Source organism: Micromonospora sp. NPDC050795 (assembly GCF_044456785.1).
In the GTDB taxonomy this organism is placed as follows: Bacteria; Actinomycetota; Actinomycetes; order Mycobacteriales; family Micromonosporaceae; genus Micromonospora.
Window position 1 is genome coordinate 20,270 of the sequence record NZ_JBITGE010000005.1, and the last position, 17,598, is coordinate 37,867.

16 protein-coding genes and 1 pseudogene are annotated in these 17,598 nt (G+C 70.3%); 12 read left to right on the forward strand and 5 right to left on the reverse strand.

Translation table 11 applies throughout. The features are described from left to right. Positions 1–73: 73 nt before the first annotated feature. From ACIBEF_RS06165 to ACIBEF_RS06175, 3 genes are read right to left on the reverse strand one after another with little or no spacing between them, the layout of a single operon-like run. On the reverse strand, positions 74–637 hold the full coding sequence (locus ACIBEF_RS06165) for a GerMN domain-containing protein (protein ID WP_396791633.1): 564 nt from the start codon (positions 635–637) through the stop codon (positions 74–76). Further along, complete coding sequence (locus ACIBEF_RS06170) at positions 634–1,989, reverse strand: sensor histidine kinase (protein WP_396791634.1); 1,356 nt, start codon at positions 1,987–1,989, stop codon at positions 634–636. Before ACIBEF_RS06170 ends, ACIBEF_RS06165 begins: the two co-directional genes overlap by 4 nt. Continuing rightward, positions 1,986–2,675 carry a response regulator transcription factor gene (locus ACIBEF_RS06175; protein WP_355006168.1) on the reverse strand — a complete coding sequence of 230 codons (690 nt, stop codon included), beginning with the start codon at positions 2,673–2,675 and terminating at the stop codon, positions 1,986–1,988. The genes ACIBEF_RS06170 and ACIBEF_RS06175 overlap by 4 nt, the downstream gene beginning before the upstream one ends. Before the next feature lie 150 nt (positions 2,676–2,825). Here ACIBEF_RS06175 and ACIBEF_RS06180 point away from each other — a divergent pair, with 150 nt between their 5' ends. The 7 genes and pseudogenes from ACIBEF_RS06180 (at position 2,826) to ACIBEF_RS06210 (ending at position 8,020) form a co-directional block, all read left to right on the forward strand. Next, positions 2,826–3,155, forward strand: coding sequence for an STAS domain-containing protein (locus tag ACIBEF_RS06180; RefSeq protein ID WP_396791637.1), 330 nt, complete (start codon positions 2,826–2,828; stop codon positions 3,153–3,155). Continuing rightward, positions 3,152–3,766, forward strand: a complete 615-nt coding sequence (locus ACIBEF_RS06185; RefSeq protein ID WP_357260997.1) for an STAS domain-containing protein — start codon at positions 3,152–3,154, stop codon at positions 3,764–3,766. The genes ACIBEF_RS06180 and ACIBEF_RS06185 overlap by 4 nt, the downstream gene beginning before the upstream one ends. A 49-nt stretch (positions 3,767–3,815) precedes the next feature. Next, a complete protein-coding gene (locus tag ACIBEF_RS06190) occupies positions 3,816–4,196 on the forward strand; it encodes a YccF domain-containing protein (RefSeq protein ID WP_357205917.1) in 381 nt (126 codons plus the stop codon). Between the two features lie 14 nt (positions 4,197–4,210). After that, positions 4,211–4,629, forward strand: a pseudogene (locus ACIBEF_RS06195) (ATP-binding domain-containing protein); the annotation flags it as partial. Positions 4,630–4,701: 72 nt separating this feature from the next. Then, entirely contained in the window at positions 4,702–5,757 is a 1,056-nt protein-coding gene (locus ACIBEF_RS06200) for a BTAD domain-containing putative transcriptional regulator (RefSeq protein WP_396791639.1), read from the forward strand. Then, positions 5,649–7,496, forward strand: coding sequence for a tetratricopeptide repeat protein (locus ACIBEF_RS06205; protein ID WP_396791640.1), 1,848 nt, complete (start codon positions 5,649–5,651; stop codon positions 7,494–7,496). The genes ACIBEF_RS06200 and ACIBEF_RS06205 overlap by 109 nt, the downstream gene beginning before the upstream one ends. Positions 7,497–7,615: 119 nt before the next feature. Then, the gene (locus ACIBEF_RS06210) at positions 7,616–8,020 is read left to right on the forward strand and encodes a hypothetical protein (RefSeq protein ID WP_396791642.1); all 405 of its coding nucleotides are present in this window, start codon (positions 7,616–7,618) and stop codon (positions 8,018–8,020) included. A gap of 70 nt (positions 8,021–8,090) precedes the next feature. Here ACIBEF_RS06210 and ACIBEF_RS06215 read toward each other — a convergent pair whose 3' ends face one another. Then, on the reverse strand, positions 8,091–10,172 hold the full coding sequence (locus ACIBEF_RS06215) for a PQQ-dependent sugar dehydrogenase (RefSeq protein WP_396791644.1): 2,082 nt from the start codon (positions 10,170–10,172) through the stop codon (positions 8,091–8,093). A 302-nt stretch (positions 10,173–10,474) separates the two neighbouring features. Here ACIBEF_RS06215 and ACIBEF_RS06220 point away from each other — a divergent pair, with 302 nt between their 5' ends. The 4 genes from ACIBEF_RS06220 (at position 10,475) to ACIBEF_RS06235 (ending at position 15,419) form a co-directional block, all read left to right on the forward strand. Beyond that, the gene (locus ACIBEF_RS06220; RefSeq protein ID WP_396791646.1) at positions 10,475–12,502 is read left to right on the forward strand and encodes a serine hydrolase domain-containing protein; all 2,028 of its coding nucleotides are present in this window, start codon (positions 10,475–10,477) and stop codon (positions 12,500–12,502) included. A gap of 42 nt (positions 12,503–12,544) precedes the next feature. Then, positions 12,545–13,840 (forward strand): sensor histidine kinase, encoded by a 1,296-nt coding sequence (locus ACIBEF_RS06225; RefSeq protein WP_396791648.1) that lies wholly within the window; start codon positions 12,545–12,547, stop codon positions 13,838–13,840. After that, positions 13,837–14,493, forward strand: a complete 657-nt coding sequence (locus ACIBEF_RS06230) for a response regulator (protein WP_396791650.1) — start codon at positions 13,837–13,839, stop codon at positions 14,491–14,493. The genes ACIBEF_RS06225 and ACIBEF_RS06230 overlap by 4 nt, the downstream gene beginning before the upstream one ends. Positions 14,494–14,621: 128 nt before the next feature. Further along, a complete protein-coding gene (locus tag ACIBEF_RS06235) occupies positions 14,622–15,419 on the forward strand; it encodes an SAM-dependent methyltransferase (RefSeq protein WP_396791652.1) in 798 nt (265 codons plus the stop codon). 56 nt (positions 15,420–15,475) lie between these two features. Here the strand turns inward: ACIBEF_RS06235 and ACIBEF_RS06240 are convergent, their stop codons facing one another. Beyond that, positions 15,476–16,210 carry a cellulose binding domain-containing protein gene (locus ACIBEF_RS06240; RefSeq protein WP_396791654.1) on the reverse strand — a complete coding sequence of 245 codons (735 nt, stop codon included), beginning with the start codon at positions 16,208–16,210 and terminating at the stop codon, positions 15,476–15,478. Between the two features lie 315 nt (positions 16,211–16,525). On the opposite strand from ACIBEF_RS06240, the gene ACIBEF_RS06245 reads away from it, so the two are divergent. Continuing rightward, positions 16,526–17,587 carry a hypothetical protein gene (locus tag ACIBEF_RS06245; RefSeq protein WP_396791656.1) on the forward strand — a complete coding sequence of 354 codons (1,062 nt, stop codon included), beginning with the start codon at positions 16,526–16,528 and terminating at the stop codon, positions 17,585–17,587. Positions 17,588–17,598 lie beyond the last annotated feature (11 nt).

Here is a 17,598-nt window from a genome sequence, read left to right on the forward strand (position 1 = left end):
CTCCGGGAGCTACCCTCGGGTCGCCCTGGCTTTCGTCTCAGGTCTTCCACCGAGCAACCCCGACACCTCGCGTTCAGCGTTCGGTGATGAGGGGGGCGTAGTCGCCGCGGGTGAGCGGCATGGTCGACAGGGAGCCGTCGGCCCGGGGCACGCCCAGAGCCCTGCCGTCGCGCAGGAAGGCCACTGTGGAGACGTCCTCGCGGCTGGTGAGAGTGCAGACGATCTGCCCGAAGGCGAGGACCTCGTCGCTGCGACCGCCCACCTCGGCGGGTTCGTCCACAGCGACGACGGCCTGCGTCCCGGTAACTGTCGCGAGGGCGGCGTTGACCGCCCCCGGCAGCGCGCTGGTCAGATCGCTGTCCCGTTCGGCCCCGCTGGGGCCGGCCAGCAGGTGCCGCAACTGGTCCGCGATGCTGGGTGCCCTGTCGACGCGCCGGACCACGGGGACGATGCGGTTGTTCCGGACCAGGCAGAGCGTCTCGGCGGCGCTGCCGGCCGGTGCGGTGGTGTCGGCGGGAGCGGCGCTGCTCAGCGGCCCTCGCGGGGCCGGCACCGCGCGTGGGGTGTCGTCGGTGGGGATGCCACACGCGGTCAGCAGCACAACGAGGGCCAACGGGACGAGACGACGGGGCCTCACGACAGGCTCCCCGGCAGGGTGACCCGGAAACAGGCGCCCCCGCCCGGACGGTCGGCGACCGTCACCTGCCCCGCGTGCGCGGCGGCGTGCTGCGCGACCAGCGCCAACCCCAGGCCGGTGCCGTCGCCGGCGCCACGGGTGTGGGCGGCTCGCCCCCGGACGAACCGGTCGAAGATCGCCTCGCGGTCCTCCACGGGAACACCCGGACCGTCATCGTCGACCTCGATGACGCCGCTGTGCCCGTCCCGGTCCAGGCGAACAGCCACCGGGCCACCGCCGTAGGTCGCGGCGTTGTCGAGCAGGTTCGCCAGGATCTGGGCGACCCGCCGCCGCTCGACCTGCCACGTCGTGGGCACGTCCGGTGCCAGGCTGACGAGGGTGCCCGGCAGGTCGTACGCGTCGCAGGTCTCCCGGGCCAGCTCCACCACGTCCACCGGGGCACGGTGGGCCGGCTGGTCGCTGCGGGCCAGGTCGATCAGGTCGTTCACGAGCCGTTGGAAACGATCGATCTCGTCGGCGACGAGCCCGGCGGCGGTGGCGGTCCGTTCGTCCTGGTGCTCCCGACGGCGGGCCAGGACGCTGGCCGCCGCGGCGAGGGTCTGCAACGGGGACCGCAGTTCGTGGCTGACGTCGGCGGCGAACCGGCGGTCCCGTTCGATGCGCAGGGCGAGGCGGTCGACCATCTGGTTGAACGACGAGGAGAGGCGGGTGAGGTCAGGGTCGGTGGCCGGGTCGAGCCGGGCGGTGAAGTCGCCGGCGGCGATCTTCTCGGCCGCGTCGGCGACCGCTGTCAGCGGCCGCAGCCCGTGTCGGGTGGCGTACCAGGCGAGGGCGGCGCCGGATCCGGCGACCAGCACCGCGACGCTGGTCAGCGCGAGGGCCAGCACCCGGAAGGTCTGCTCCAGCTCGCGCAGCGAATTGACCTCGAAGTACGTCGCGGACGCGGACAACGGCACACCGACCACCAGGGCCGGTTGTCCGTCGACGCGGACACGCTGCACGGCCGGCTCCCCGGCGGAGACGACCCGGAGCAGCTCGTCGGGGATCGCGGCCGTGGTGCCGGGATCGGCGGCCCTCGCGTACCACTCGCCGTTGAGGTGCAGCACCGGTCGACGGCTTCCGCCGGTGTCCAACGACCGGAGCACCTCCACCACGTCCGGGGTGTCGGTGTCGAGGCCGGCATGCACCACGGCGGCGTCGAAGTAGGCGGCCCGCAGGGCGATGCGTTCGCGGTCGTCGAGCAGGGACCGGCGGGTCAACTCGTAGGAGATCAGGGCCATCGACGCTGAGAGCAGGAGCGCGCCGACGGCGAACGCGGCGGTCACCCGGGTACGCAGTCCGAGACGTCTCATCGTTGCAACTTGTAGCCAAGGCCCCGCAGGGTGACCAGGTGCCGGGGGTTCGCCGGGTCCAGCTCGATCTTCTGCCGCAGCCGACCGACGTGCACGTCGACGAGCCGTTCGTCGCCGCTGTCGTACCCCCAGACCCGTTGCAGCAACTGCTGACGCGACAACACCCGACCGGCGTGCTCGGCCAGCTCACAGAGCAGCCGAAACTCGGTGCGGGTGACAGTGACCTGCTGGCCGGCGCGGCGCACCTCCCCCGCCTCCGGGCTGATCTCCAACTCGCCGAAGGCGACCGCCGGCACGGGCTCCGGTGCCGAGGTCGTGACCACCGGCCGGGCACGGCGGCGCAGAGCCCGCAGGCGGGCGGTCAGCTCCCGGATGGCCACGGGTTTGACCACGTAGTCGTCGGCGCCGGCTTCGAGGGCGGCCACGATGTCGTCGGTGCCGTCACGGGCGCTGACCACCACGATCGGGACGTCGTCGTCTCGGCGCAACTGTCGGATGCACTCGAAGCCGTCGAGGCCGGGCAGCATCAGGTCGACGAGCACGTAGTCGGCCGGGTGGTGGCGCTGGGCGCGCAGGCCCTCCTCGGCCGTGGCCGCGCCGAGGGCGTCGTAGCCCTCGTCCTCAAGTGCGAGCAGCAGCGCGAGCCGGATGCGGTCGTCGTCCTCGATCACCAGTACGGCCGTCATCCCGGAATCATCCTCGGCCGACCGCCGGGCGGCCAACCGTGCCCGCCGGCCGGCGGTTTTGTCACACAACTGTCACAGAGCCTTGCAGTGACCGCCAACCCCGCCCAGCACGGTGGGGAAGAAGCAAGGTCGACGGAGAGGGGTACGGCAATGGCGACGCCGGTGCTGCCCGCGAGGTACACGCTGCCGCTGGTCGAGGTTCGCGTCACCGAACTCGATCTGGCCTGTCTGCCGGAGGTCGGCGCGGTGTTCGACCGACTGCTGGCGCTGCGCCCCGCACAGGTCGTGCTCGACCTGTCCGACTGCCAGCACCTCGACGCCGCCGCCATCGGCCTGCTGCTCGACGTGCACCGGCGGCTGACTCGCGCCGATGCGGCCCTCACCGTCCGCGATCCGAACCCCCGGGTCCGGCGCATCCTGCACATCACCCGCCTGGATCAGGTGCTCCCGATCGTCAATGAGGAAGGACCAGCAGCATGACCGTCGTCCCGGACGAGTATCTGATGACCCTGATCTGCGACACCTGCGGCGAGACCATCCGCGGCACCGCGTGCGTGCTCCCCGACGCCGAGGTCGTCTGGACCCTGGTGGCCGAACATGGCTGGAGCGGCTCCCCCTTCGCCACCGGGCCGCACCGCTGCCCGCACTGCAGCCTCCTGCCCGCCTCGACCGGTGGACACGTGTCGTGCGACGAGCATGGCCCCGGTGGCATCCTCGGCATCGACCACCTCGACGGCACGACAGTCATCGCCGCCACTGGTGACATCGACCTCGACACCGGCGACAACCTGCGCACGGCGCTGCGGCACGTGGCCGAGGTGGGCGGGCACGTCGTGGTCGACCTGAGCCGGGTGCACATCATCGACTCGACCGGCCTCGGTCTGCTTGTGCGCGCCCACCGTGACGCCCGGGAACGGGGTGTCACGCTCTGCCTCGCCGCGCCGTCGAGATTCATCCGCACCGTCCTGCACACCATGCGTCTGGACGGGGCCTTCCCGATCTTCGACAGCCGCGACCACGCCCTCGCCGAGCTCTCCGACGGTGGCGGGAGGCCCCTTTCCGCGGGCCACGCGGTGGCCGTCCCCCGTTGAGGGAACGGGGCGAGACGACCGGGTGGCGAGCATGATTCATGCTGGAGTAATGATTCGTTTCGTACTGAATGTGCTGTGGCTCGTCTTCGGCGGTGGCCTCGTACTGGCGGTCGGCTACGGCATCGCCGCGCTGATCTGCTTCGCCCTGGTCATCACCATCCCGTTCGGCGTCGCCTCGCTGCGCCTCGCGGTCTACTCGCTGTGGCCCTTCGGCCGCACCCTGGTGCCCAAGCCGGGCGTGGGCGTCGGCTCCGGCCTGGCGAACATCCTCTGGGTGGTGCTGGCCGGCTGGTGGCTCGCGCTCTCGCACATCCTCGCGGGCATCGCCCTCTGCGTGACGATCATCGGGATCCCGTTCGGCATCGCCAACTTCAAGCTCGTACCGGCGGCGTTCTGGCCGCTCGGCCGTGAGGTCGTCGACGCGCCCTGAACACGGAAAACGGGAGGGTCGGGCTCGACCGCGTCACAGTGGCCTCGTTGACCATCAACTACGGACGCCGGCGGAGGTCATGGCGGAGGCCGAGCCGGTCATCCGGGGCGTGCTCCCCGACGCCAACGTGCCCACCTCCATTCGCGGCAACGGGCTCCCCGTCGTCCACGGCTCGGCCGCCGACCTGCTGTCGATCCTCGACAGCTGGCTCGCCGACCACGCCGAAGGGATCGCCTGCGTGATCGGCGACCCGGCCTTCGCGCCGACGTCCCGGGTCCGGTCACTGAGCCCGGAGCAGGCCAAGGGCCTCGAATTCGACCTGGTCATCCTCGTCGACCCGCAAGCGTTCGGCAGCGGCGTCCCGGGGGCGGTCGACCGCTACGTCGCGATGACCCGGGCCACCCAGCAACTCGTGCTCCTGACCAGCGACTGAGGGCGTTGCAGGCCCTGGCGCAGCACACCTGACTGCCGTTTGAGGACATCGACAACCGATACGCTGCGCCCTGTGGAGTTCCAGGTGCTCGGGGATGTCGCGGCCAGCCACCGGGGCACCCCAGTCGAGTTGGGTCGACGGCAGGAGCGCTGCCTGCTGGGGTTGCTGCTGCTGGAGCCCGGCCGGGTGCTGCTGACGGAACGCCTGATCGAGTTGCTCTGGAATGACATCGACGCGGCCGATCGCCGTGCGACCCTGCACACCTACGTGGCCCGGCTGCGGCGCAGGCTCGCTCCGTACGGGGCTCACATCGTCACGCGCGGCGCGGGTTACCTGATCGACGTGGACCCCGCGACAGTCGACCTGCACCGGTTCACGGCAGAGGTGGACCGGACGCGCACGATCGCTGACCCGGCGGTCCGCGCTCAGGCCCTGGCGGCGGCCCTCGATCTGTGGCGCGGTCCGCTGCTGGCCGGCGTCGCCGACGAGGCGCTACGTCGGCGACTCGGGCGTGGTCTTGAGGAGCGGCGGTTGGCTGCCTTCGAGCGGCGGGTGGAGGCCGAACTGGCGGCCGGTGAGCATGTCCGGGTGGTGGGGCTGCTGGCCGACCTGGTGCGGGAGTTTCCGACCAGGGAGCATGGGATCGAGCTGTTCATGCTGGCACTGAGTCGGGCCGGCCGGCGTACCGATGCCCTGGAGGTCTACCGCGACGCGCGCCGGACGCTTGTGGAGGAGTTCGGTGTCGAGCCCGGCCAGGATCTTCAGCGCCTGCACCAACGGATCCTCGCCGACGATCCGGATCTCGCGTTCCCCACGCCCAGCGGCACCGACGGCATGTCCGTCGCACCGCGACACCTGCCACGCGACATCCCGGGTTTCATCGGCCGCGAGGCGGATCTCGTGAACCTCGACAACACCGTCGGCGACGGTGTGGATCCCTCCGGGGTCGCCCCGATCTGCACGATCGGCGAATCGGCGGGCTCGGTAAGACGGCGTTGGCAGTGCACTGGGCGCATCGGGTGGCGTCGCGTTATCCAGACGGCCAGGTTTTCGTCAACCTTCGCGGCCACGGGACCGATTCGCCGACCCGCCCGATCGACGCACTCGGCCAACTGTTGCGGGCGCTGAGCGTGCCACCGGAGCGGATACCCCTCGACGTCGATGAGGCAGCGGCTCTGTACCGGTCGACACTCGCGGACCGGCGGGTGCTGGTCCTGCTCGACAACGCCATCTCCTCCGAGCAGGTGAGACCGCTGCTCCCGGCGTCGGCGCGCTGCCTGACGGTCATCACCAGCCGTAACCGTCTCGACGGGCTGGTGGCGCACGAGGGGGCGCAGAGTTTACGGCTGGGTCTGCTGTCCGACGACGAGGCGTACCGGCTTGTCGCGACGATGATCGGCGCGGATCGGGCGGCAGCCAGCCGGGACGAGATCTTCCGGCTGGCAGCGCTCTGCGGAAACCTGCCACTGGCCTTGCGCGTCGCCGCCGCACGGATCGTTGTGGACGAACGTCAGACCGTCCCGGATCTGCTGTTGGAGCTGGCCAACGCCCGAGAGCGGCTCTCCGGACTGGCCGTCGAGGGTGACAGCGCGGTACGCGGCGTCTTCGCGGTGTCCTATCGCGCACTGCCGGCCGCCCCGGCGCGCGTTTTCCGGCTGTTGGGCCTCGTGCCGGACACGGCGCTGCCGGCTGTGGCAGTGGCAGTCCTCGCGGGCCAGGTCGAGAGCCAGATCCAGGAGCACATCGACGAGTTGGTGGGCCGGCACCTTCTCGACGATGACGGCACGGGCCGCTACCAGATGCACGACCTGCTCCGGCTCTACGGCGCCGAGCGGGCCGAGCAGGAAGACACCGATCAGGATCGCCTCCTGGCGGTGGGGCGGCTCGCCGATGCGTACGTCCAGCAGGGTGTGGCCGCTCAGAGCATGTTCCAGCGCCTCCGGACGTCCGTCGCCATGCGCATCGCGCATCCCCTCGCGCAGGCGCCCACCTTCGACTCGATGGGTGCTGCCAGCGCCTGGTTCCAGGTGGAGGCCGCCAATCTGGTGGCGTTGGTCAGGATCTGCGACAGCCTCGGACTGGCGCGAGAAACCTGGCAGCTCGCCGATTGCCAGTACAGCTTCCTGGTGCGAACTCACGCGTTGACGACGCTGCGGGAGACTCACGAGCTGGGGATGGTCGCGTCGCGCCTCGACGACCGGCCGGACGGTGAGCGACTGATGGCGAACGGGCTGGGTGTCGCCTACGCGCTGGGGCGGAACTTCGACCAGGCCATCAGGTGGATGGAAGTTGCCGCGCAGGTCAACCTGGAGCAGAGTTCCCCCCGCGACGAGGTCGTCAGCCGGATGAACATCGGCAACGCCTACGGGCAGAAGGGCGACTGGGACGAATCCGAGAGGCATCTGCGCCGGGCCCTGGCCGGTGCCCGGCAGTTGGACGACGTCTTCATCCTGTGTGTCTGCCTGAGCAGTCTCGGATGGCTCTATACCGAGCAGGGTCGGGCGCAGGAGTCGCTGTCCCTCCTCGAAGAGGCGCTGCGGATCGCCGTCGACCACGACATCCGGCAGCAGATCGCGCCGCTTGAGGTGCACCTCGCACACCAGAACGCAAACCTCGCACGGTACGAGGCCACGGTCCGGCACGCCCGAGCGGCAATGGCGCTGCGACACCTCGGCGATCATCTCAGCACGGCTCGCGGGCTCTACTGGCTCGGCGTGGGTCTCGACGGCCTCGGGTCAACCGAGGAGGCGGTCGCCTGCTGGCAGGAGTCCCTCGGCTTGATGACCGACATCGGCACCGCGGATGCGGAGTATCCCGCCGCGGCCCTCGCGAGGGCGGGCCGTCACGCACCCAACGATCCGGCCTGAGCCACCGGGCCGCCCTGCTCTGGTAAGGGTTTGGTCAGTCCGCCGCGTCAGTCTCTCGGTAGAGCCGGCGCGGATCGACGGGCCGGACGGACCCAGAGGGAGGGTCGATGCTCAGGAGCATGGCACGGATCGGAGCGATCGTACTGGTACTGGCTACGGCGGCGCTGGCGCCGTCCGCACCCGCGTCGGCGGATTCGGGCGGCGGATGCCGCAACTACGGGGCGTACTCGAACCCGTACGTCTGCATCAGCGTCCGCAGCGGCACGACGAATCCACTGATCGGCGACTTCTACCTCAACTCCACCCCGTCCGGCGAGCGGACAGCCAATATCCAGATCATTGCGTGGTGCGGCAACAGCGCAACGTTCACAAACCCCTACTGGTGGACCATCGTCCCCAACCACTCGCCCCAGATCGCTATGAATAAGCCATGCTCCAGCGGTTACGCGTACACGCGGGCGGCCTTCTACAACGCCAGCAATTCATACATGTACACGGCGACCAGCCTGACCCAGTACTGGTGACCTGAGGCCGTACGCACACCACCTGTCTCCGCAGGGCCAGCACGGGGGTGGCCCTGCGGAGACGTCGGAGTTAGTTGCCGAGCGTGACGTGCAGGATCTTCTCGTTGCTGTTGTTCGGGGTGCTGTCCTTGTCACCGACGTTGGTGGTGGTCAGCCACAGCCCGCCGTCCGGAGCCGGCTCCACCGTCCGCAGCCGGCCGTAGGTGCCACTGAAGTACGTCTGCACGTTCGTCAGGCTGCTGCCGCTGATCACCGCGCGGTACATCCGAGCGCCTCGGGCGCAGGCCACGTAGAGCGCGTCGCGGACGATCGTGATACCGGAGCAGGACCCTTCAGCAGTCGGGTACGTGCGCGCCGGTGCGATGAACCCGGCCGTGCCGCACGTGCCGCTGGTGCCCTCGCACGCCGGCCAGCCGTAGTTTCCACCCTTGGTGATCAGGTTGGTCTCGTCCATCACCGAGTTGCCGAACTCCTGCTCCCACAGCCGGCCCTGCGAGTCGAACGCCAGCCCCTGCGGGTTGCGGTGGCCGTAGCTCCACACGTAGTTGCCGAACGGGTTGTCCGAGGGGACGGTGCCGTCCGGGTTGAGTCGCAGGATCTTGCCTTCGAGGCTGGACCGGTCCTGGGCGTAGTTGCCGTTCTGGGCGTCGCCGGTGCTGGCGTACAGCTTGCCGTCCGGGCCGAACCGCAGGCGACCACCGTCGTGGTACTTGTTACGCCGGATGCCGCTGAGCAGGACCTGCTCGCTGGCGGTGTTGAGTCGCCCGTTCTCCAGCCTGATCCGGACGATGCGGTTGTCGCTCGGCGAGGTGTGCATGATGTAGAGCCAACGGTCGCTGGAGTAGCTGGCCGAGATGGCGAGCCCCAACAGGCCACCCTCACCGTCGGTGCTCTGCACGTTCGGCACGGTGCCCAGGTTGGTCTTGGCCCCGGTGCTCGGGTTGAGCTGGATGATGTCGTGCGCGTCGCGCCGGTTGTAGAGCACGCTGCCGTCGGGCAACGTCACCAGACCCCACGGGATGTCGGTGTCGGTGGTGACCTGCCGCACCCCGCACACCGGGTTGGCGCACGCCGCGCCGGTGGTCACCGTCGCGGTGCCGCTGCGCGACGAGGCGTTGTCCTGCGCGTCCCGAGCCACCACGTAGTACTGGTAGGAGGTGTTCGCCGTCAGGCCGCTGTCGGTGAACGTGGTCGCCGGCGGCGCGCCGGTGACCGTGCCCACCTTCGTGCCGGCCCGGTAGATGTCGTACGCCCGCACCCCGATGTTGTCGGTCGACGCGGTCCAGCGCAGCGTCACGGTGGTGCCCGACGCGGTGCCGGTGAGCTGTTGCGGCGCGGTGGGCGGCTGACTGTCGGCCTGACAGGGCGGCGGTGTGATCGAGACGGTGGCGCTCGCCTGTGAGACGTTGCCGGCGGCGTCGCGGGCGTTGACGTACAGACCCCAGGTCGCCCCGGCCACCACGGTCAGGTTGGTGGAGAGCGTCGTACCGCTCACCGACGTCATCAACTGGCCGTCGTGGTAGATGTCGTAGAAGGCAACCGCGACGTTGTCCGTCGAGGCGTTCCACGCGAACGTCACCGAGTTGCAGGTCAGACCGCTGACCCGAGGGCTGCCCGGCGCCGTCGGCGGCTGGCTGTCGGCGCTGCCGAAGGACGTCGTCCACCGTTGGTTGGACTGCCCGTTGCAGGTCCAGAGACCGACTGTGGTGCTGTTGGCGGTGCCGGCGCCGTTCACGTCCAGGCACAGACCGGACTGGACGCCGACGATCGTCCCCGAGGTGGTGGTCCGCCAGCGTTGGTTCGCCCCACCGGTGCAGTTGTTGATCTGTAGCGCCGCCGGCGCGGTGGTGTCCTGACCGACCACGTCCAGGCACATCGTGTCGTCGTAGACCCGCAGCTCACCACTTGAGGTGAAGGTCCACGCCTGGTTGGCCTGGCCATTGCAGTCGTAGATGTTGATGCCGGCACCGGCGGTCCTGACGTTGCCGACCACGTCCAGGCAACGACCGCTGGCCACGCCGACGACTGTCGAGGGCGCCGCGGCGTTCGCCGGCACACCGACGGCCAGGCTCAGCAGTGTCACCGCCGCCATCGCCACCGGCAACAGCCGTCGTCGTGGGCGTAGTGGGGTCCTCCGTGCGGCGACTCGCATCAGTCCTCCAGGCTCAGGGGCATCGACCGGCCCACCCAGACGACGAAGCGCCCGACCACGCCGAACAAGCACATCGACCATCAAAGATGCATTCGTCGCACAAGTCAAACGATGTCCCTCGATCGGGGGCATACCTGCCCACCATCGGTGCGCCCGCCCTCCTCCTCAAGTCGTAAGCGCATTGCCGTCTCGCGCCAGATGGCTCGGGGCGGTCACTCGAACAGGCTTGTTCCAAGGCATCGGGTGACGCCGTACGGACCTGCTCCGGACACCCGTTTGCCCAGGAAAGGCACTGGCAGACGATGCGCTCTCTTTCCCTTCTCGCCCCCGCTGCACCCCGGCCGGTCGTCCGACTCGGCGCGGTGCTCCTGACCACTGTCGTCATCGCTGTCAGCGCCGCTGGCTGCGGAGCGACGCAGCACGACCCCGCACCGCCCATCGGCGCTCCGGCGGCACCGGCCGCCGCGAGCGGGGCGGGTTCCGCCCTGACCGACACCGACGTCAACGCCTGGCTCGACGGCCTGCTGCCGGCCGCCCTCGACCGTAGCGGCATCGCGGGAGCCACTGTCGCCGTCGTGAACGACGGCAAGATCCTCACAACCCGGGGGTACGGGTACGCCGACACCGGAGCCGGCGGGAACGCGGGCGTACCGGTCGACCCGGATCGCCATCTGTTCCGGATGGGATCGGTGTCGAAGCTCGTCACCGCCACCGCGGTGCTGCAACTCGTGCAGGACGGGAAGCTCGACCTTGACACCGACGTCAGGACGTACCTCGATTTCGAACTGCCTCTCCGCCACGAGCGGGCCGTCACCCTGCGGCACCTGCTGACGCACACCGCCGGCTTCGAGGAGCGGATCGCCGGCCTCATCGGCACCGACGGCAGCGACCTCAACCTGCGCAAGGCCCTGATGACCGACCCACCGGAGCAGATCTACCAGCCCGGCACAGTCCCGGCGTACTCCAACTACAGCAACGCGCTCGCCGGCTACATCGTCGAACGCGTCAGCGGGACGCGCTTCGAGGAGTACGTCCAACGCAACGTCCTGGACCGCGCGGGCATGCCGTCGTCGACCTTCGAGCAGCCCCTCCCGGCGGCGCTGCGCGACCGGATGTCCAACGGGTACGACACCTCCGCCGGGCCTGCCGTGCCGTTCGAGATCGTCGGCACGCCTCCGCCCGGTGCGCTGAGCGCCCCGGCGACGGACATGGCGCGATTCATGCTCGCCCAGCTCGGCGAGCCGGTGGGCTTCGCGCCCCTGCTGGACCAACCGACCCGTGAGCTGATGCAGCGGCCGGCACTCGACGCGACGTCGTTGGGCGCGCTGGCCGACGGGCCCCGGATGACCCTCGGCTTTTTCACCGAGGACCGCAACGGCCACCGGATCCTCGGCCACGGCGGCGACACCAAGTACTTCCACTCGCACCTGCAGATCTACCCCGACGATCGCGCCGGCATCTTCCTGTCCCTCAACAGCAACGGCTCCGGCGCCCTCGACAGCCACGAGCTTCGCGATTCGGTAGTGAACGGCTTCGCCGACCGCTACTTCCCCGCCCGCGGCGACCAGCAGACCGTCGGCGTGGACCCGGCGACCACCGCCGAGCACGCCGCGCTGGCCGCCGGCACCTACGAGTCCTCGCGAGCGATCGGGAGCAACTTCCTGACGGCGATCGGCCTGGTCGGTCGGACCACTGTCAGCGTTGCCGACGGCGACCGGTTGCTGGTGGACCCGGGCCCGCTGTCGGACTCTCCCGCCCTCTACGAGGAGGTGGCGCCCTGGGTCTGGCGCGAGGTCGACGGGCAGCGCACGATCGCCATGCGGGCGACCGACGACCGGGTCGAGGCGATCAGTTTCGACTCCGCGTTCGCGTTGCTGCCCGTCGAGCCGGCCCGCGCCTCCGCCGTGGCCGTCCCGGTGCTGGCCCTGTCCACCGTCGTGCTGCTGCTCGCCGTGCTGTCCTGGCCGGTCGGCGCGATCGTCCGCCGTCGGCTCGGGCGCGCTCCCCGGGAACGGGCGGGGCGCACCGCGCGGATCCTGAGCCGCCTCGCCGTCGCCGGCACGCTGCTCGCGTTCGCCGGTTGGGTGCTGACCATCGGCAGCATCATGAGCCTCCAGGACGTTCCCGGGCCCGCCCTGCGCATCATCCAGGTGCTGCAACTGCTCGGTCTGCTCGGAGTGCTGCCCGCCGCCGTCCGGCTCGTCGACGACGTGCGACGCCACGTCGGCTGGCGGCGGATCACCGGCAGCGGCCTGATCCTGTTCGCTCTCGCCGGAGCGGGCTGGTTCGCCGTGGAGTTCCACCTGCTCGCGCCTAGCATCTCCTACTGACCCGCCCTACCCGGGACGATCCGGAGCAAGGATGCGCACCCCATGAGGGACCACGTCGACACCGAACCCGGCACGCCGCGACTGACGAAGTGGCTCGACGGACGGCTCACCCGGCTCGGGGTGAACGGCGTGTTCCGCCGGGACTGCCTGCTGGCCGCGGCGCTGACCGTCCTGACGTTCGTACTGCTCACCGCGCTGTTCTGGTTCGTGGCACCGGAGGACGGGGTGTCGTTCGACCCGGCGCGGGCCTGGCTGCTCGTCGCCATCTGCTGCGCGCAGGCGATGCTGCTGTGCCTGCGTCGGGTCCGGCCGCTGCTCTGCCTCGCGCTCGTCGTCGGCCTCCAACTGCCCATCATCGGCTTCTCCCTGCCGGAGGCGACCATCCGGGGCCTCGCACCGTTCGTCGCGGCGTACACGGTCGGGTCGTTGCTGCCGGTTCGCCGTGCGCTGCTGGCCGTCGGCGCGGTCGTGGTGGTGGAGTCGATCGGGGCGGCCGTCGTGGTGACCCCGGATCTGCTGACGGCCATCGCGTACGTCTCGGCGAGCGCCCTCACCTACGCCGGCGCGACCTTCGTCGGCGGCTACGTGGCCACCTACCGACGCTACGTGGAGTTGGTCCGGGTGCGGGCGGACGAGGCGATCCGGGAGCAGCGCACGAAGGTCCAGGCGGCGATCGGCGCGGAGCGTTCCCGGATGGCCCGGGAGTTGCACGACGTGGCCGCGCACCACCTCTCCGGCATGGTCGTGCAGGCGGCGGCGGTCGAGCGGCTGATCGACCGGGACCCGGCGGCCGCGAAGGCCGGTGTGGCCTGGATCCGCAGCCAGGGCAAGGAGACCCTGGACAACCTGCGGCTGGTCGTCGGGGTGCTGCGCGGCAGACCGGGACACGAGGGAGGCGACGGTGCCACTCCGGTGCCGGGACTGGGCATGCTCGACGACCTCGTCCGCACCGCGGGCAACCTCGCCGGCCCGGTGGAGTTCGTCCGGCAGGGCGAGCAGCGCGAGGTGCCGCCGATCGCCGACGTCGCGCTCTACCGGATCGCGCAGGAGTCGCTCAGCAACGCACGCCAGCACGCCCCGGGCGCCGCGGCGCGGGTGGTGCTCCGCTTCGAGCCCCGCTCGGTGTCGCTGGAGGTGGTGAACGAACCCGCCGCGCCGCGACGCGTACCGGCGGCACGCACCGGTGGCGTCGGCCTGGTGGGCATGCGTGAGCGGGCCCAGCTGATCGGGGCGACGTTCACCGCCGGCCCGACGGCGGCCGGTGGCTGGTCGGTCGCCGCGACCCTCCCGACGAACGGTCCTGCCACATCGCGTCCGAAGGAAGAGGCCCCGGCATGATCAGAGTGATGCTCGTGGACGACCAGGCAGTGGTCCGCGCCGGCTTTCGCGTCATCCTGGAGCAGGCCGGCGAGATCGAGGTCGTGGCCGAGGCGTCGAACGGGTCCACCGCCGTCGAGCTCGCCCGCCGGCTGCAACCGGACGTCATCTGCATGGACGTCCGGATGCCGCACGGCGACGGGCTCACCGCGACCCGGCAGATCGTCGCCGAGGCGAGTGGGACGCCACCGGCGGTGCTAGTCGTGACGACCTTCGACCTCGACGAGTACGTCTTCGGCGCGTTGGAGTCCGGCGCCAGCGGGTTCATCCTCAAGGACTGTGAGCCCGAGGAGCTGATCGAGGCCATCCGTCGCCTGGCGAGCGGGTACGGGCTCGTCGACCAGGCCGTCACCCATAGGGTGATCTCCGAGTTCGCCAGGCGTACACCCGCTCCCCGCTCGGACGCGGCGGCGGCGCACCAGCTGACCGCGCGGGAGACCGAGATCGTGGAGTTGCTCGCGCAGGGCCTGTCGAACGTCGAGATCGCCCAGCGGCTCTTCATCGAGACCAGCACCGTCAAGTCGCACCTCGGGCGCGCCATGACCAAGATCGGCGCACGGGACCGGCTACAGACCGTCGTGTGGGCGTACCAGAACGGGGTGGTCCACCGGTGACCGCGACCCTGGCCCGCTACCCAGCGGCGGCGGGTCCACCCGTGGTCGAGAGTGGACATTGCCGGAGTACGATCCCGTCGTACCGCTGTGGTGACCTCCAGCTGACGACCCCTCGATAGGAGCCTGGCATGGCCGGCCCGGACCCCGAACTCGCCGCGAAGCTTCAGCCCGACGTGCCGCACGCGGCACGGATCTGGAACTACTGGATGGGCGGCAAGGACAACTTCCAGTCCGACCGGGCGGCCGGCGACGCTGTCGCCGAGGTCTACCCGGAGATCGTCCTCATGGCACAGCAGTCCCGTGTGTTCCTGGTGCGGGCGGTGCGTTACCTCGCGGCCGAGGCGGGCATCCGGCAGTTCCTGGACATCGGCACCGGCCTCCCCAGCATGCAGAACACGCACGCGGTCGCCCAGGGCATCACGCCCGACGCCCGCATCGTCTACGTGGACAACGACCCGATGGTGCTGGTGCACGCGCGGGCGTTGCTGGCCAGCACGACGTCGGAGGGTGTCACCACCTACGTTCCGGCCGACTACCACGACCCCGAGAAGATCCTCGCCGAGGCGGCGCAGACGCTCGACTTCAGCCAGCCCATCGCCGTGATGTACATGGGCGTCATGGGCTACGAGCCCGACCTGGCCGAGGTGCGGTCGATCGTCGAGCGGACGATGGCCGCGATGCCGTCCGGCAGCTACCTCGTGCTCTGGGACGGCACCGACACCAGCCCCGCCGTGGTCGCCGGTGCCGAACGGCTGGCACAGAGCGGTGGAGTGCCGTACATCCTGCGCAGCCCGGAGGAGCTCGACACCTGCTTCGCCGGGCTCACCAAAGTGGAACCCGGCCTGGTGCCGATCCCGCTGTGGCGACCGGACGAGGCTGACGCCGTCGGGATCGACGCCTACGGGGCCGTGGCCCGCAAGCCCTGACCGACACGACGTCCGCCCCGCTTCCGCCGTCGCGCCGGAAGCGGGGCGGACGTCGTTCACCGGGCGCAGCTCATGGTCAGCCCGTCGGGAACCGCACTGGCCGTCACGAGCATCCCGAACGTCGTCGCCCCGTCCAGCGCCAGCGTCCCGTTGTAGGACGCGTTGCGGACCGACACGTCGGCGCCGGTGGTCTCGACCACCCCACCCCAGACGGTCTGGACCCGCTCGTCACCGGACCACCGCCAGGAGACGCGCCAGCGGTCCAAGGGCTGCGTCCCGGTGTTGCGGACGGTGACCGTGGCGACGAAACCGTTGCCCCAGCGGGCGTCGATCGTGGCCGTCGCCCGGCACGCGGTCAGCGGGGCGGTCCGCGCCGACCCGATCATGTACGGGTCGCGCTTGCCGTCAGGGTCGCTGAACCGGTACCAGTACTCCGTGTCGGGCGTCAGACCCCCGATGGTCACCGTGCCGAAGCGCTCCGGCCCGGAAACGGCCTCGGCCACCGGCGTCCGCCACTGTTGGGCGTCCTCGCGGCTGGCGAAGAGGCTGACGGTCATCGGCGGGTCGTAGCCGCAGGGCGGCCGGAAGAAGATCGAGTACGAGATGGTCACGCTGGTGGTGGTGACCCCGGCGACGCTCGCGGTGATCGGCAGCGCCGGTGGGCAGGCGATGGTCGGCGACGGCGACGGCGTGGCCGACAGCGTGGGGGTGGGCGTCGCGTCGGTGCCGCTGGTCGTCCCGGTCCAGGCGGCCAGCGCCATGGTGGTGACAGCGAGGAACATGCGAAGCATCGGAACCTCCGTGGTCAGCGGGCACCGATGACCGAGGTGGTAGCCGGTGCACGCTCGGGTTTCCGGTCATCGACGAGGCTGCCCGGCACGGGTGACATGGTCACCTCGCGCGCCCCGTGGACCGGAGGAGATCTGGTGCGCGCTGGCTCCCCGAGCACGACCGAACCACAGCATGGCAGTCGACAGGCATCGATACAAGGCGATCCCGAAGCCGTTGGGCATCGTCCGCTTTCTCGTCGCCGAAGGGACATCCGCCGGGCGCTCGCCCCGAGAATGATTCATCACAGTCTATTCATTCGGAGACGGGAGCACACCATGCTCGACGCAAGCAGCACGGCCCGGCGACCCCGGGGAGTGAGGTTACTGATCGCGGTGATGCTGGCCGCCGCCGCGCTGGCCGCACCCAGCCCCGCCGACGCCGCCGTCAGCCGGGCCGAACTGGCCCTCCGCTGGGCGCCCATCCACTACCAGGACGTCGACGCCACCGGCAGCCACGCCCTCAGCGGGCAGTCGGACTACGTCACCCGGGTCGATTTCGACGGCGACCTGGACGGACGCAACAACTGGGACCGGACCGGCCAGGCAGGCGCCGCACTCGCCGCGCACGTGTACTACTCCGTCGTCGAGACGAGCACCCACTGGTACATCACGTACTTCTTCTTCCACCCCCGCGACTGGACCGACCACCCGTTCTTCGAGACCGAGCACGAGAACGACGGCGAGGGCGCGCTGTTCGCGATCGAACGCGACGGCTCCACGTACGGCGTTCTCCGTTCGGCTGTCACCGTCGCACACAGTGACTTCTTCTCCTACACGCCGACCGGCAGCACCTGGACCAACGGCGGGGAGAGCATCGACGGCACCCTGAGGTTCCAGGCGTCACCGCACGACACGTTCCAGCACCCGGTGACGGCACAGGAGGCGCAGGGCCACGGCCTCAAGGCGCACCCGCAGTACGACATCAACGGCGACGGCCTGGTCTACTACCCGTCGACAGTCGCCGAGACGCCGAGCAGCGGCAACGACCGCGACGTGCGGTATCAGCTGATCGACATCTTCGCCACCGGCGGCCTGTGGGCCCAGCGGTCCAACGCGAGCCTCTTCGCCAGCCTCGGCACGTTCGCCGGTGACACGTCCGGCGACTGCGGCGTCGGCACCTGGAGTTGTTCGACCAACTCGGCCAACGCACCCTGGGGCTGGGACGACGGCAACGACGCCCCCGCGCGTGGCGAGATCGCCAGCGACCCGGCGAAGCTGGCCGCCGCGTACTTCACGGTGCCGAGCGGCCTGGCACGCACCTACAGCTACAACCCGTACGCCGGCGCGGCGGCAGCGCTCGCCGAGGCAGCGAGGACAGCTCCGCCGACCGTCGACTGATGCCGTCGTCT